At 38.4% G+C, this 15,914-nt stretch carries 12 protein-coding genes; 8 read left to right on the top strand and 4 right to left on the bottom strand.

Annotation, left to right across the window (positions count from 1 at the left end):
- The first annotated feature begins 72 nt into the window (after positions 1 to 72).
- Complete coding sequence (locus tag QE450_RS08895; protein WP_273612464.1) at positions 73 to 1,215, top strand: zinc-dependent alcohol dehydrogenase; 1,143 nt, start codon at positions 73 to 75, stop codon at positions 1,213 to 1,215.
- 219 nt (positions 1,216 to 1,434) lie between these two features.
- Positions 1,435 to 2,286 carry a hypothetical protein gene (locus tag QE450_RS08890; protein ID WP_274172836.1) on the top strand — a complete coding sequence of 284 codons (852 nt, stop codon included), beginning with the start codon at positions 1,435 to 1,437 and terminating at the stop codon, positions 2,284 to 2,286.
- A 34-nt stretch (positions 2,287 to 2,320) separates the two neighbouring features.
- Here the strand turns inward: QE450_RS08890 and QE450_RS08885 are convergent, their stop codons facing one another.
- Together QE450_RS08885 and QE450_RS08880 are read right to left on the bottom strand one after the other, a co-directional pair.
- On the bottom strand, positions 2,321 to 2,908 hold the full coding sequence (locus tag QE450_RS08885) for an imm11 family protein (RefSeq protein WP_307298632.1): 588 nt from the start codon (positions 2,906 to 2,908) through the stop codon (positions 2,321 to 2,323).
- 169 nt (positions 2,909 to 3,077) lie between these two features.
- Positions 3,078 to 4,310, bottom strand: coding sequence for an aminopeptidase (locus QE450_RS08880; RefSeq protein ID WP_273612461.1), 1,233 nt, complete (start codon positions 4,308 to 4,310; stop codon positions 3,078 to 3,080).
- Between the two features lie 236 nt (positions 4,311 to 4,546).
- Here QE450_RS08880 and QE450_RS08875 point away from each other — a divergent pair, with 236 nt between their 5' ends.
- A complete protein-coding gene (locus QE450_RS08875) occupies positions 4,547 to 5,227 on the top strand; it encodes a serine/threonine protein kinase (protein ID WP_069328818.1) in 681 nt (226 codons plus the stop codon).
- A gap of 103 nt (positions 5,228 to 5,330) precedes the next feature.
- Here QE450_RS08875 and QE450_RS08870 read toward each other — a convergent pair whose 3' ends face one another.
- Both QE450_RS08870 and QE450_RS08865 read right to left on the bottom strand, forming a co-directional pair.
- Positions 5,331 to 7,031, bottom strand: a complete 1,701-nt coding sequence (locus QE450_RS08870) for a methyl-accepting chemotaxis protein (protein WP_273612460.1) — start codon at positions 7,029 to 7,031, stop codon at positions 5,331 to 5,333.
- A gap of 26 nt (positions 7,032 to 7,057) precedes the next feature.
- Complete coding sequence (locus QE450_RS08865) at positions 7,058 to 8,761, bottom strand: methyl-accepting chemotaxis protein (protein ID WP_307298622.1); 1,704 nt, start codon at positions 8,759 to 8,761, stop codon at positions 7,058 to 7,060.
- 441 nt (positions 8,762 to 9,202) lie between these two features.
- Between QE450_RS08865 and QE450_RS08860 the strand changes: the two genes are divergently transcribed.
- The 5 genes from QE450_RS08860 (at position 9,203) to QE450_RS08840 (ending at position 15,580) form a co-directional block, all read left to right on the top strand.
- Positions 9,203 to 10,624 carry an aldehyde dehydrogenase family protein gene (locus tag QE450_RS08860; protein WP_307298618.1) on the top strand — a complete coding sequence of 474 codons (1,422 nt, stop codon included), beginning with the start codon at positions 9,203 to 9,205 and terminating at the stop codon, positions 10,622 to 10,624.
- A gap of 525 nt (positions 10,625 to 11,149) precedes the next feature.
- Positions 11,150 to 12,748, top strand: a complete 1,599-nt coding sequence (locus QE450_RS08855; protein ID WP_273612458.1) for a M4 family metallopeptidase — start codon at positions 11,150 to 11,152, stop codon at positions 12,746 to 12,748.
- Positions 12,749 to 13,072: 324 nt separating this feature from the next.
- The gene (glpX, locus tag QE450_RS08850) at positions 13,073 to 14,143 is read left to right on the top strand and encodes a class II fructose-bisphosphatase (RefSeq protein WP_273612457.1); all 1,071 of its coding nucleotides are present in this window, start codon (positions 13,073 to 13,075) and stop codon (positions 14,141 to 14,143) included.
- A 138-nt stretch (positions 14,144 to 14,281) separates the two neighbouring features.
- Positions 14,282 to 15,082, top strand: coding sequence for a (2Fe-2S)-binding protein (locus tag QE450_RS08845; protein WP_307298614.1), 801 nt, complete (start codon positions 14,282 to 14,284; stop codon positions 15,080 to 15,082).
- On the top strand, positions 15,083 to 15,580 hold the full coding sequence (locus QE450_RS08840) for a metallophosphoesterase family protein (RefSeq protein WP_274172841.1): 498 nt from the start codon (positions 15,083 to 15,085) through the stop codon (positions 15,578 to 15,580).
- Positions 15,581 to 15,914: the final 334 nt, after the last annotated feature.

Genomic DNA, 15,914 nt, shown 5'->3' with positions numbered 1-15,914 from the left:
GCTTGTTAATAAAAGGGAAAGTTTGGTTAATACAAAACTAGCAACATTAAAATTTGAAAGGGGAGAATTAATGTGAAAGCACTAACATACCAAGGTAAGCGTAAAGTTAAAGTCAAAGAGGTAGAAGATGCGAAGTTACAAAAACAAGATGATGTTCTAATCCGTATTACATCTACAGCAATTTGCGGATCTGATTTGCATATATTTAATGGTAATATCCCGGGTATGGATGGAGATTATGTTATCGGGCATGAGCCGATGGGAATCGTAGAAGAAGTAGGACCAGAAGTTACCAAAGTGAAAAAAGGCGATCGTGTTATTATTCCTTTTAACGTATCTTGTGGCGAATGTTTCTTCTGTAAAAACGAAATGGAAAGCCAATGTGATAATGCAAATGAGAATCCTGAAAAAGATACAGGCGCAATGTTCGGTTATTCCAATACTTATGGCGGATTCGCTGGTGGACAAGCAGAATACTTACGTGTACCATATGGTAACTTCTTACCATTTGTTATTCCAGATAGTTTGGAAGTTCCTGATGAAGACGTGCTATTCTTGTCTGACGTTATCCCAACAGCGTACTGGAGTGTTGAAAGCGCTGGCGTGAAAAAAGGCGATACGGTTATCGTACTTGGTTGCGGTCCAATCGGCTTAATCACTCAAAAATTCGCTTGGCAAAAAGGAGCAAAACGCGTTATCGCTGTCGACCATATCGATTACCGTCTAGCTCATGCGAAGCGTACTAATAATGTAGAAACGGTTAACTTCAAAGATGTAGGCGATGCAGATCAATATCTGATTGAACTTACAAGCGGTGGAGCAGACGTTGTTATCGACTGTGTAGGTCTAGATGCAGAGAAATCAACGATCGAGAAAGTAGAAACAGCTTTGAAAATTCAAGGTGGTTCACTAGGAGCTTTTCAATTAGCAAGTAATGTAGTACGCAAATTCGGTACGATTCAATTAACAGGGGTATATGGATTGAACTATAACCAATTCCCACTAGGTCACTTATTTGAACGTAATATTCAGTTGAAAATGGGTCAAGCGCCTGTAGTTCACTATATGCCAGAGTTGTTCAAACAAATTCAAACAGGACAGTTCAGCGCTGCTGATATTATCACTCATCGTCTTTCTTTGGATGAAGCAGAGCATGGTTACCATGTATTTGATAGCAAAGAAGAGAACTGTATCAAAGTCGTACTGAAACCATAATAGGTTATTAATCAGTAGACTAGCCGTTAAGAATATGTATCTTATCGATCATAAAAAGTGTAGATTCCTCGCGGAGTCTGCACTTTTTTTGTGCTCTGATCTTGCAAAAGCGATATGTTCATCTTATAATTTGATAATGATAATCATTTTCAATTAGAGAAAGAAAATCAAATATGATTATCGCTATTCGAATTATTATTTCTGAAAGGAAGCGTTGAAATGAATATCTCTCTTCCCGCATTTCACCATGCGTTTTATACATTATCTTTGCGCAAGCCTGAACAACCAGACAGTATTATTCGAATAGGAGAAGTACAGTTTGGTGGTGGGCGCTTTGTAGCGATTGTGTCGACAGAAGCAGAATCAAGAATCGAAATGGAGCAAGATGCCGCTGCGATTAGTCGTTCAGGAGCACAAATCATCGCCGGTCATTGGAAAGAGCAGAATGAAGGCATTCCATTTCGTAAAATGAGTACATTACAACGTGTAGCCAATCAATATGGACTACTGACAATGCTCGAAGTAACAGCTCATGAACAATTGAAAATATGTGAAGAATATGCGGACTTGATTGCTATTGATATTCGTTTATTACGTAATCAATTATTATTACGCCGATTAAGTAGTGTGAAGCGCCCGATTATTTTGAAGCGTAGTCATCAAGATTCGTATGAAGATTTGTTAGGAGCCGCTGAATATTTATTATCTCATGGTAATCCCAATATTATTTTATGTGAAGGAAGTATGTGTCCTTTTGAAAATATACAATATAACTCGCTAGATATAGCTGCGATTCCAGAATTGCGCCAATTAACTCATCTACCGGTTATTGCTTATCCTGTACATTGTATCTCTAATGGAAATACGCTTAACTCACTGACCAAAGCCTGTGTAGCAGCAGGAGCTGATGGATTATTATTAGAATTGAAGTCTACGGCTGAAAATAATCAAGCCAGCACCTATCCTACACCGACTCAAGCTTTATCAACAGAAGAATATGCCGCATTAATGCATGATGTACGGATGCTTGCACTGGTATGTGGACGACGAATGAGCCGGATGAAGAATTAACAAATATTGATAAGTATTGAGTATTATCGAAAAGTTAAGGTCTGAACTGCTCAATCGGTGTTGCATGAATTTTTAATTTGTGTTTTTTGATCTGTTGATATAGCTTCTCAGAAATGATCGGATTCGAAATGTATGTATATTCTAGTGTGAAAAATTCATCTTGTTTGATTTTTTGTTCATCTAATATAATCTGCTCAAACCCTTTGGTTATACGGCGTGGTGGTTGCTCGATAGAGCGTAGAACCAGTTTCTTGCCAGCATATTGAGATTGTTCGTAATCGACACAATCAAGAGACTTTAATCGATGAGCAATCCAGTATGTTCCTGGTACAGGCTCCTGATTATAATAGTATATCTGTGCAGGAATAAACTGTGCGACTACATTCCATTGTTCTAGCAGTTGCTTCCATGCATCGGATACAACAGTAGCTCTATTACCCGTATAGAAAAAATCAACATCCATTTTTCTCAAGTTAGAATCCAGAATGACTTCAGCAGTCGTATGTGTCGGTAATTCTGTGTGGTCTGGATCGTAATATTGATCCAGTGCAGGCAGGAATGTTGCTCCTCCTGAAATAAATCCTTTGCGTGGATACTGATATTCCAAAACATAATATTGCATAGCGTGTATTCATTCCTTTCGACTCTAAAAATATCTTCGGTTCTATGTATTGTGAAAAAAATGAGCTGAAATAATTATAATAAAAGACCTGTCATATCACAAATGACAGGTCTTTTATCGTTATTCATATGAATGAACACACTACAGATAGATAATCAAAGAAATACGATTAAAATGCCCATTCGCCTTGACGGAATACAGGTTCTTTTTCGCCGTCTTTAGTGATACCATAGATATCCATTTCACCGGAACCAATCATAAAGTCGACATGAGTAAGGCTGTTATTCAGTCCACGTTCATTCAATTCATCACGAGACAATTCTTTACCACCGATCAAGTTAAATGCATATGCACTACCGATCGCAAGGTGATTCGAAGCGTTCTCATCAAACAATGTATTGTAATAAAGAATATTGGACTCAGAGATCGGTGATTTGTGAGGCACTAATGCAACTTCACCAAGATAGTGAGAACCTTCATCCATACTTACCAGACGCTCTAATGTATCTTGTCCTTGCTGTGCTTCTATACCTACAATACGACCGTCTTTGAATGTTAATTTGAAGTTGTCGATAATGTTACCACCATAACTTAATGGCTTAGTGCTACTTACATAGCCATTAACATCACTTTTCAGTGGAGCTGTAAATACTTCTTCTGTTGGCATATTTGCCATAAATGTAAATCCACGTTCGCTTGTACTTTCTGCTGCTGCCCATAGATGACCTTCAGGAAGTCCAATCGTTAAGTCTGTTCCAGGTGCAACATAATGCAATTGTTTGTATGCTTTATCGTTTAGATATTTGGATTTGGTATTTAATAATTCAACATGTTTTTCCCATGCTTCGATCGCATCGCCATTACCTACACGTACTGCTTTGAGGATCGCATCCCACATAGCAGATACTTGTTCTTCTTTAGCTACATCCGGGAATACTTTAGCTGCCCAAGCTTCTGAAGGTACAGCAACAATCGACCAGCTTAATTTTTCAGATTGTACGTATTCACGATATTTAGCTAATGCTTTATTTGCAGTCATTTGATAGGTAGAAATGCGTTCTGGATTAACTCCTTTGAGCAAGTCAGGATCATCTGAAACGACATGCAAAATCGCTCCGCCATCTACTGCAAGTTCTTCCATTTCAGCAGCATACCATTTTGGACCAATTTCAAATGATTCATCTGGAGCCAAATCATAACGCATACGTGCGATTTGATCGTCACTCCAATTGACTTTAACAAGAACAGCACCAGCTTCATATGCTTTTTTGGTCACTACACGTACAAATTCAACAGCATCAATCGAAGCATTGATCACCAAACGCTGACCTGGCTGTATATTAACACCGACACGTACCGCAAGTTCGGCGTACTGTTCTAATTTGCTCTGAAAATCTGACATTGATAAATTCCTCCATTTCAAATACAAAAATGTGTCAAAGAATCATTTTATGATCCGTCTTATCTATTTTACAGGAATCTATTCACAAAGAAAACAAAATGTATAAATGTATAAATTTCCATATCCAAAAATAAAATTTGGTTTCTTTAAAAAAATGGTCTAGAATACTGTATAAATTGATATATTTATTATGAATCCGTTATCGGTTGATGTGAGGTAAGAGAGGGGCAATCTGGATGGTATCCGATTGGAGAGTAGCAGAAGAAGCATTACGCCGCATAGGTGTCAGTGGTAGTGATGATAATGATCCGGTAGTTATATCTGGTTATGCAGATGGAGCACGATGTATAGGGATAGGAACAGATGCGGCTGTATTTACGTATGATCAAGTTCCTGAGTATGCCTTTAAGCTGTTTACACCGGAAGCGATTGATAAAATTCAATCTGAAGTATTTGTATATGAGCGATTAGCAGGTTCACCTTATTTTCCGACCTGTTATGGTAGAGGTACGAACTATCTGGTAATGAGTTATGAAGAAGGGCCGACACTACAAGATTGTTTGTTACAAGGGATTGAAGTTCCCGAGCAAGTCATTTTGGATGTAGAAGCTGCTAGAGAGTATGTACGTAGCATTGGTCTGAATCCGCGGGATATTCATTTAAAAAATGTAATTGTACAAAATGGACATGCTAAAGTAATCGATGTATCTGAATATATTCAAAAAGGTGATGATAAGCGCTGGGATCATCTCGTATGGGCATATTATCAATTTTATAGTCGGATATCCGGGAAAAGTATTCCGTCATGGGTACTCGATACGGTCAAAAATTGGTATTCACGTCTAGGTAAAACGAATATCGATCTTGAAGAATTTGCAAAAAGAGCAGGCGAACTGTTCTCTAAATATATGAAATAAAAAAAGAAAGGAAGTTCTCTACATCATCTTGTAGAGAGCTTCCTTTTTATAATAAAGCAGACAGTTAAAAAGAAATCAAAGCGTAACTAAAGCAAGTTGCAAATTAAAGTTTGAATCCAGCTAATAGTTGTTGAAGATCTTCAGCAAGTGAAGAAAGGTAACGAGCAGATTCAGATACTTCTTCCATAGTTGATAATTGTTCTTCACTCGCAGCATTCATTTCTTGAATACCTGCAGAGCCTTGTTCAGATAGAGCACTTAAATGTTCCATCGCTTCAGAGATTTGTTGAGATTGTACAGTGATAGATCCAACCATCAAACGTGTGCCACCGATTTGTTCTACAGTATCTGCAACCGCTTGACGAATCGCTTCAAACGCTACATTCACGCGTTCACTGCTTTGAACCCCGGCTTGTACATTACTTACAGACGTATGAACTTGTTCTACTGCTTTTTGACTTTCTGATTGTACGTCTGAGATCAATGCTGTAATTTGCGTAGAAGATTGTGCTGCACCTTCTGCAAGTTTGCGAATCTCATCCGCAACGACTGCAAATCCACGTCCAGATTCACCTGCACGAGCCGCTTCAATTGAAGCATTTAGAGCAAGCAAGTTGGTTTGTTTGGCAATTTGTTGAATCGCTTGTGAAGCCAATCCAATCTCATCTGATTTTTGGTTCAAGCTAGTCAATACATTCAAGTTATCCTGAATATTACTTGCCAGATTATTGATCAAATGAGTAATTTCTTGCACTTCACTAATTCCATTACCAGCGGTTTCTTCCATATGATTCGTAAGAGCTTGAACATTTTTGTTGCTTGTTTGTAACTGTTTCATTTTATCGGTCATTTCATTTGTTGCATTCGTTACCTGATTAACCGTTTCGACTTGAGATTCGAATCCAGTTGATAATTCACCAGAAGAAGTAGCAATATGGGAAGAAGCTTTGGCTGTTTGTTCAGCACTAGCTGTTAATTGTTCCGATGAAGCAGAGAGAGTCATTGCACTTTCGTCTACTTTTTTCGTAATTTCACGAATACTCGATATCATAGTATTGAATCCAGCAGACAATTGACCAATCTCATCTCGGGATGCGTAATCGGAATGAACTGTAAGATCACCATCTGAAGCATTAGTCATTAATTGTGTTACATTGTTGAGAGGACGTACAATCAAGCGTACGATCCAACCACCTAGTAGTAGGGAGATAATCAATCCTATTACAAATAGAATACCTGTAATCCATTGGGACTGGCTATATTGTTGATCAGCAGCTACTTTGGCATTGCCTGCTTCATCAATAAGATTAGTACGCATAGCATTCAATACTTCGTTTAGTTGAGTACGTTGGCTATTAAGATTCGCATAGGCTTGAAAAGCTTGCTGATTCTGGTTAGCGGCTGCTAATGCGGCAATTTTATCGCGTTGTTCTGAAAATGCTGTTGCTAACGGAACCAGTTCAGCAGCTAACTTTTGATTAGAAGGACTCAGTGTCATTTGTCCCATCATTTCAAATTGTTCTTTATTATTGGCCGCAGTGACATTAATTTGATTCATCAAACTTTTATTAACGGTTGGATCAGTCGTCTGCATTAATTCAAGAAGGCTAGCGGCATTATCACCATAGTTCATAATAATTTGATCCATAATCGTAAGAGAGCGCATATTGACTTCGTACATATTTGAAGCGACTTTGGACATTTGATTAGTCATTAATGTGCCTGTAGCGCTTAACATCACTAAAACGAGTAGATTTACTACAATAAGCGTAATGATTTTAGTTCTAACTTTCCAATTTCTCATGCTGTTTTCTCCTGACTGAATATATATTATATTTTGAAGCGGGCAAGAGTTGTTTGTAAGTTCTCAGCTAAATCAGCCAAATAACGTGCTGCACTTGAGACTTCTTCCATTGTAGACAATTGCTCTTCACTTGCAGCGCCTGTCTGTTGAATACCCGCAGAACTTTCTTCTGATATTGCACTTACATGTCCCATAGCTTCTGCAATCGTCTCGGATTGCTTAGCAACTTCTTGAATCAAAGAACCTGTACGAATAATTTTCTCTGTTGTATTACTAACAGAATGTTGAATCGCTTCAAATGCTGTGTTTACACGAGTACTACTAGCTACTGTACTTTGAATACTATCTGACGACTTATGAACCTGTTCAACCGCCATATGACTATCATGTTGAATAGACTGAACCATATTAGAGATCAATGTAGAAGAATCCGCTGTACTGGAAGCAAGTTTACGAATTTCTTCAGCAACTACCGCAAATCCTCTACCTGCATCACCTGCACGAGCCGCTTCAATCGAAGCGTTAAGAGCAAGCAAATTCGTTTGTTGTGCAATCTGTTGAATTGCAGATGAAGCAATACTAATCTGATTGGATTTGTCATTCAAATTAGTCATAACGGCTAGATTATCTTGCATATCTTGAGCGATACCTTGAATTAACTGGGTAATCTCGGTAACTTCGCTTAGTCCATTTTTGGCATCAGCATTCATTTGTTCTGTCATTTGATTAACTTCGTTACTTATTGCTGCTACATGACCCATACGTTCATACATCAAGCCGATTGATTGGTTGACCTGGTTAACAGATTCGACTTGAGATTCGATTCCGGTAGACATTTCATTGGTAGCCACTGCAATATGTTCTGCTGCTTGGGCTGTCTGATCTGCACTTGCTGTTAATTCTTCTGAAGAAGCAGATAACGTCATCGCACTTTCATCGACTTTACGGATAATATCTCTTACATTAGTCATCATCGCATTAAATGAAGTAGTCACTTGTCCAATTTCATCACGAGATTGATAAGAACCGTTAACGGTAAGATCACCTTCACCAGCACTACCCATTAATTGTTGTAACTGTTTGAGAGGGCGACTGATTATACGGCTAATCCAAAGACCTGCAAGAGCAGAGATTAGAGCGCCAGCAACAAATACAATAATCAATACTAATTTGGCAACAGATGCTAGATGTATAGCTTGTTCATTATTGTTTTGTGCTTCTTTTTTCAGTAAAGCGTTTAGTTCTTTGGTTGTATCATTCATACTAACGCGTAATGGTTCGACATCGGTTTGGAAGATACGGTAAGCTTCAGTGTTATTATTTTGTGATGCATTTTGGAGTACTTCTTCAATTTTGGAAGTGTAATCTGTAAGTGACTTGCTGTAAGTATCATAAAGCTTGGTTGCTTCTGGAGTAAGAGTGATCGTACTCATATCTGTATATAAAGTTTGATTTTGGGTCAAACGTTCTTTGATCGAAGAGTCTAATGCTGCATTGCGATCTTTATCTGTAGTAATAATAAATTCAAGTAATGCTGCTTCAATTGTTCTATTATCAATAATGATCTGACTTACATCACTAATGGCTCGGACATTCTGGTTATACATTTCATTGGATTCGGTAGACATAAGATCCGTTGTTTTGTAACCTGCAAATCCAACGATAATCATAAACAAAGCACTGAGTAACGTTAAGCTTATAATTTTGGTTTGTACTTTTAAATGTTTCATCAGCTTCATCTCATTCCATTAATAATTAGTAGTTAATAAGTCTTGGTTTTTAAGTAATGTAAATATCTCACATTTTGTCGAATATGTCGATAGATTTTTAAACATTTTTTCATTAAATGTATTTTAATGTATTTTTAAGCAAACATTAATATTAAAATGGTAACTAGAAAAAAACCTATAAATCCCTGAATAAAAGCATTTATTAACATTTTATTGTTGTAACAAATTATATTTCGGCAAATTTTTTAAAAAATGTATAGTTATCTAAAAAATAAATAAACAAATATTAATTGTCGAATATAGTCGTAATTTATTTAGTATAAAAGACCCTATTTTGCTGAATATAAAATAAATAAACATACTTTGTTGTAAAAAAGGGTATTGAGTAGGAGCGCTTATTTCCAGCGTAGCTTTATTTTGAATGAAGAAAGGAAGAACATTATGGATAAAAAACATTTATATATTAACGGGGAGTGGGTTACAGCTCAGTCCTATACGCCTTTATATTCTCCATACAATCGTTCCCTTATTGCGGAAGTTGCCGAAGCTAATGAGGAAGAAACTAAGCAGGCTATAGCGGCTGCTTATGAAGCTAGAGCAACGATGCGTGCTATGCCAGCACACCAACGCGCATCTATTTTGGAAAATCTAGCACGGCTGTTAGAACAACGTTCAGAAGAAGCAGCACAATTGATAGCACTTGAAGGTGCTAAACCGCTACAAGCTGCTCGAACAGAAATAGGACGTACAGTAGAAACGTATAAATTTGCCGCAGAAGAAGCCAAACGGATTCATGGAGAAACGATTCCACTGGATGCTTCTGTAAGTGGAGAAGGACGAATCGCTTATACAGTCAAAGAGCCTGTAGGTGTAGTAGGAGCGATCACTCCATTTAACTTCCCTATGAATCTGGTTGCACATAAAGTAGGACCCGCTCTTGCTGCCGGAAATACAGTGGTATTGAAACCTGCGGAGCAGACTCCATTATCTTCTTTCTTATTAGCAGAATTATTACAAGAAGCTGGTCTACCTGCGGGAGCGCTAAATGTAGTAACAGGGGATGGCAAAGTGGTAGGTGATGCTATCGTAACCGATGAACGTGTCAAAGCATTGTCATTCACAGGTAGCCCGGCAGTAGGCATCTCGATTCGATCCAAAGCAGGTCTTAAAAAGGTAACATTAGAGCTAGGTTCTAACTCGGGACTAATTATTGACCGTGATACCGATATTCCTGCAATGATTCAGCGTGCCGTCTCCGGTGCATTTGGCAATCAGGGACAAGTCTGTATTTCTATTCAGCGTATTTATGTACATCAAGACATCTTTGAAGATTTTGTAGATCAATTTGTCCAAGCAACGCGTCAACTGAAGCTAGGTGATCCGATGAATGAAGATACTGATGTGTCTGCTATGATCGCACCCAAAGAACAGACAAGAGCAATAGAATGGATAGAAGAAGCTGTATCTCAAGGAGCAGAGATTGCGTATGGAGGTACAATAGAAGAAGATCTTCTTTTACCTACTGTCTTGTTACGAGTGAATCCCGAGGTACGTGTCGCTTGTCAGGAAGTATTCGCTCCTATTGTGATGATCAATCCTGTAGCAGATATGGAAGAAGGGATTCGTGAAGTCAATCGTTCTAATTATGGATTACAAGCAGGGATCTACACACAACAACTGTCAACAGCATTTCAAGCGGCTGAGAAATTAGAAGTAGGTGGAGTGATCGTTAATGATATCCCTTCGTTCCGTGTTGATCATATGCCATATGGTGGAGTAAAACAAAGTGGAATAGGTCGTGAAGGAATTAAGTATGCGTTAGAAGAAATGTTAGAGACTAAGTTAGTAGTCTTTAAAAAATAAGCCAGTACACCAAAATAATTTCCAGTTAAATTGATAAAAATCTGTTTATGAGCGCCCTGATTCTTATAACCTTTTTTCTCTTTTTATGAATCTGAATTTAATTAAGACTTAATTACTGCTGAAAAGTAGAATTAAGTCTTTTTTACGTGCGAAAAGTAAGGTAGTTTTCTCCAAATGATACTAAACTGTACAGCTCATGTCAGATAAATCAGCTATTTTCATCTTTTTCCATATTTTTATCTAAAAAGGTATTTATTTTTTTTAGGAATCATGATACGATTCCTTTCAGACGCAAGAAGAAATCCACAAAATGATTTATTTGGTAAAATATGAGCGTCCAAAAGGAGGGGTACCGGTTACTGATTGTTGTTGTAGATGTTGCCCGCAGTTTGTAGCTGGCGCTTGAGCGTTCGATACGAATGCTATCATTGAATTTTGGCAAAGGCTCACAGGTACTTAGAAGAAAAAGCACAAAAAGTTGTTATTAGGCAATACCAAAAAACCAAGTGAACAGGGGAGAATACTTTGAAAAAGACGTTTGGATTTATACTTGCCGGTAGTTTGTTGATTGGTGCTCAGGCTCCAGCTTTTGCTGCTTCTGCTAATGAAGTAACACCACTAGGAGATTACACTCCACAAGTAATTACACAATCTACTTTGGTAACAAGCGGATTGGCTGGTGATGCAAAAGTATGGAAATTCTTGGACAGACAAAAACGTACAATTGCCGGAGATCAACAAGCAACTGCACAACAAGTTTTTGATATTACTAAACGTCAAGCAGATTCCTCTACAGGTACAGAACATTATCGCATCAACCAAATCTACGAAGGCGTTCCAGTATACGGTGCAGAACAAACATTGCACTTTGATAAAACAGGAAATGTATCTTTGTACTTGGGTAGCGTAGTTGAAGATGTCTACGGTAAATTAAGCGATGCTAAAGATGCAAAAGCAGCTGTAACTCCAAAAATTAGCGCTTCTGAAGCAATCAAAATTGCTGAAAAAGATGCTGCTTCTAAAATTGGTTCATTAGGTGAAGCTCAAAAAGCACCAAGTGCTAAATTGTATGTATATGCTCCAGAAGATAAAGCTAGCTTAGCTTATGTAACTGAAGTAAACGTACTTACTCCTGAACCACTTCGTACACGTTACTTTATCGATGCTAAAGATGGTTCAATCTTGTTCCAATATGACTTGATTGAGCATGCTACAGGAACAGGTAAAGGGGTATTGGGCGATACGAAGTCGTTCACAACAACTGTATCTGGTTCTAGCAACTTGTTAATCGATAGTACACGTGGAAAAGGTGTACAAACATATACGGCAGCTAACCGTAGTACTTTGCCAGGATCAACAGTATCCAGCACAAGCAGTACATTTAATGATCCTGCTGCTGTAGATGCTCATACTTACGCAGAAAGAGTATATGATTTCTACAAATCTAACTTTGGACGTAACAGTATTGATGGTAATGGTCTAGCTCTTAAATCTACCGTTCATTACTCTACTAACTACAACAATGCATTCTGGAACGGAACGCAAATGGTCTATGGAGATGGCGACGGTTCTACATTCGTTCCATTGTCTGGTGACTTGGATGTTGTAGGTCATGAATTGACTCACGGTGTAACTGAGTATACAGCTAACCTTGAATACTATGGTCAATCCGGTGCTTTGAATGAAGCAATCTCTGATATGTTCGGTAACACGATCGAAGGTAAAAACTGGTTGATCGGTGATGCAATCTATACTCCAGGTACTTCTGGTGATGCTCTTCGTTACATGGATAACCCTGCTAAAGGTGGACAACCAGCTTCAATGTCTGCTTATGTAAATACATCCAGTGATAACGGTGGCGTACACACAAACAGTGGTATTCCGAACAAAGCATACTACTTGTTAGCGCAAGGTGGAACATTTGGTGGAGTAAATACAACAGGTATCGGTCGTTCACAAGCGATCCAAATCGTATACCGTGCATTGAACTACTACTTGACTTCTAGCTCTAACTTCTCTGCTTACCGTTCTGCAATGATACAAGCATCTACAGATTTGTATGGTGCAAACTCTGCTCAAACAACAGCTGTTAAAAACTCTTTGAGCGCTGTTGGTATCAACTAATCTCCAATCGTCGTAAATAAAGAAGCAGTAAATGATCTCTTAGAGATTGTTTGCTGTTTCTTTTTTTTGGTTTCATTCGTGAAAATGTGGTTATGTATATAAAATGAAATTAAAAACACAGATTTAATTTCTGTATTCAAGAAATATGTTGTTTATCAGTTATACTGTACTTTAAAAACCTTTATAATATTTATTTATCAAACATATAAATTTGTTTTAGAAGATTATTTTCGTTAAAAACAACATTTTTGTTTGAAATAGTGATATTATATGCTCTAGTAAACAACATTTATCTTTGAAATCCCAATTAAAGGAGTGGAAGACATGGAACGCGAGATGGCATTGGAAATTGTAAGAGTAACAGAAGTCGCGGCATTGGCTTCGGCTCCCTGGATGGGACGTGGTGACAAGAACAGCGCAGACGAGGCGGCTACACTAGCAATGCGTGCGATGTTCGACTCTGTATCGATTAACGGTACTGTTGTAATCGGTGAGGGTGAGATGGATGAAGCTCCGATGTTGTATATCGGAGAAAAAGTGGGAAACACAGATTCACCAGAAGTAGATGTAGCAGTAGACCCGTTAGAAGGAACAGCCATTGTGGCGAAGGGGTTGAATAATGCACTTTCGGTTATTGCTGTAGCCGATAAAGGTAACCTTCTGCATGCTCCTGATATGTATATGGAGAAATTAGCTGTAGGCCCTGCATTAGTAGGCAAGCTCAGTATTGAAGATCCTGTCGATGTGACTTTGCATAAAGCATCCAAAGCACTCGGTAAAAATATGGCGGATATCACGGTTATGATATTAGATCGTGATCGTCATGAAAGTATTATCAAAACATTGCGTAAAGTAGGCGTTCGGATCAAATTTATCAGCGATGGCGATGTAGCAGGCGCTATGGCTCCTGCTTTCCCCGAAGCAGGGATTGATCTTTACTTAGGATCAGGAGGCGCACCGGAAGGTGTACTGGCTGCTGCTGCACTATCCTGCCTTGGTGGTGAACTACAAGGTAGATTGATGCCAGCCAATGCAGCGGAGTTTGAACGCTGTCAGGCAATGGGTATCGAAAATCCGTACCAGATTCTTACAATGCAGGATATGATCGGCACCGACGATGTTATTTTTGCCGCAACAGGTGTAACGCCTGGTGAAATCCTGGGTGGTGTTCGTTATCTGGCGGATGATCGTGCAGAGACGCATTCAATCGTTATGCGTGCCAAAACCAAAACGATCCGTTATATCAAATCTCTTCATTACTTACCGAACAAAGAAGTACTTCACAAAGTCAGAAAAATTCAAGCAACCGGACAGCCTGAAGATCGCCGTATAGCGGCTGTAGAATCTGTTGTAAGCACCAAAAAGCAACCGGTTGAATCGAAATCTTCTTCTTAATCAAATCATAGTTATACCTTCCGTTATGTGGCAGTCCTTTATTCAAGGGCTGTCTTTTTTTATGTTGATTTGAAGAATCGAAGAGATTGGTATAGGATAAATGATAATGAATCTTAATAAAGGAAGGGTTTGGGAAGTATGGAGCTTAGCTTGGATCGTGATATGTTAAAAGCTAAATTTTATCTCATAATGGAACCACATCCGGATGCCATATATAGCGCTTCTTTTGCAGAATTGAGTACAGTAGAAGGCATGAAGAAGTTTTTACAGTTCTATGCTCCTTTGCTGAAAGCACCGGATACAGAGCCAGCAGGAACTTTTTTCTGTTCTTGGTTAGGTCGCATCGCTTTGGCAGAGCAATATTATCTTTCCTTTTATAATAGAAGTATCGCATTAGACTTAGAAAATCTAACGATGGATATGTATGAAAGTAATGGATATTGTCAGTTTGCATTTCGGATTCAGCAGTGGAGTGAAGAGCAAGGGCCCGGTGCTTCTGCGGAGCGAGAATTATTTCGCCAGACTCATCTCAAACAGTTGTATCAACAAACGCTTCGTCCTTTGATCGAAGCAATATCGGCGGTCACAGGCGCTCATGCCCGTGTATTCTGGCGGCAATTCCCAAGTCAGTTTAATTATTTTATTCAAGCATGGCAAGAAGAAGCTTCATCGACAACTATTGTAGAGCAGATTAAAGAAGATCATCACTATGTGACAACACGAATGGAAGCGGAAACGTTTGGCTTATCACGCAATCCGCTCCATATACCCACTCGTTATACGACCAGTATTCAAGGAAATCAATCAATTCCGTTAAAAAGCGCTTGTTGCTTGTATCATCGTATGGATGACGGAGATTATTGTTTCTCTTGTCCTAAGCTTAGTGAAACCGATCGAGATGAACGTCGTCTCGCTTATCAGAGTAAGGAGGGGAACTAATTGATTATTGGCATTGTATCCGATACACATATATCTAGTCGTAATCGTTATCTGCCAGCTCATTTATTAGAAGGTTTGCAAGGGGTAGACCTTATTGTACATGCAGGAGATTTCTGTGATTGGTGGGTGTACGAGAAGTTATCTGAATTGGCTCCTGTCGAAGCAGTGGCAGGTAACAATGATGGAGACGATATTGTAGAACGACTTGGATTGCAGAAAATAATAGAGGTTGCTGGCAAGCGAATTGGTCTGGTTCATGGAGATGGATGGAGAGGTACAACGCCGGATCGAGCGTTTAACACTTTTCCTAATGAAGCTGTCGATATCATCGTATTCGGGCATTCTCATACGCCTTTGTCTGAGATACGGGAAGATATCCTCTTATTCAATCCAGGGTCACCGACAGACAAGCGTCGTGAACCAAGATACTCTTACGGTAAAATTACGATCGAAGGCGATCAAGTATCAGCCGAACATTTCTTTTTTGATAAAGAATAATAACACCAAAAAAAGAGAAGCCTTATATTCCAAGGTTTCTCTTTTTTTGGGTACAACAAGTTATTGAGCTAAAGTATAGTTTACAATATGGTATTAAAAGGAATTTTCTATTGATTTTTCTAAATATTATATAGGGAAGAAGCTGTATGTATTGTTGGATAATTTTTCGATATTTTGCATATTATTTTCAAAAAGGTTTCGTTATATTCATATGGAAAAATTATACTCTAAATGATATTGTTAACTTAAACCTGATAAATTACATTTTAAGTAACAGGTTTAAAAAAATGTATTCAAAAGGAGCGATTTTTGGATGAAAAAATGGGTAACAACG

It is taken from the genome of Paenibacillus sp. SORGH_AS_0306, assembly GCF_030819345.1.
GTDB classification, from domain to species: Bacteria; Bacillota; Bacilli; order Paenibacillales; family Paenibacillaceae; genus Saccharibacillus; species Saccharibacillus kyungheensis.
This window is presented reverse-complemented; position numbering and strand designations above follow the sequence as displayed.

Excerpts from the sequence above, each read along its gene's own strand:
- QE450_RS08870 (WP_273612460.1), bottom strand. The coding sequence starts at position 7,031 with ATGAGAAATTGGAAAGTTAGAACTAAAATCATTACGCTTATTGTAGTA.
- QE450_RS08845 (WP_307298614.1), top strand. The coding sequence starts at position 14,282 with ATGGAGCTTAGCTTGGATCGTGATATGTTAAAAGCTAAATTTTATCTC.
- QE450_RS08865 (WP_307298622.1), bottom strand. The coding sequence starts at position 8,761 with ATGAAACATTTAAAAGTACAAACCAAAATTATAAGCTTAACGTTACTC.
- QE450_RS08880 (WP_273612461.1), bottom strand. The coding sequence starts at position 4,310 with ATGTCAGATTTTCAGAGCAAATTAGAACAGTACGCCGAACTTGCGGTA.
- QE450_RS08890 (WP_274172836.1), top strand. The coding sequence starts at position 1,435 with ATGAATATCTCTCTTCCCGCATTTCACCATGCGTTTTATACATTATCT.
- QE450_RS08860 (WP_307298618.1), top strand. The coding sequence starts at position 9,203 with ATGGATAAAAAACATTTATATATTAACGGGGAGTGGGTTACAGCTCAG.
- QE450_RS08885 (WP_307298632.1), bottom strand. The coding sequence starts at position 2,908 with ATGCAATATTATGTTTTGGAATATCAGTATCCACGCAAAGGATTTATT.
- QE450_RS08875 (WP_069328818.1), top strand. The coding sequence starts at position 4,547 with ATGGTATCCGATTGGAGAGTAGCAGAAGAAGCATTACGCCGCATAGGT.
- glpX (WP_273612457.1), top strand. The coding sequence starts at position 13,073 with ATGGAACGCGAGATGGCATTGGAAATTGTAAGAGTAACAGAAGTCGCG.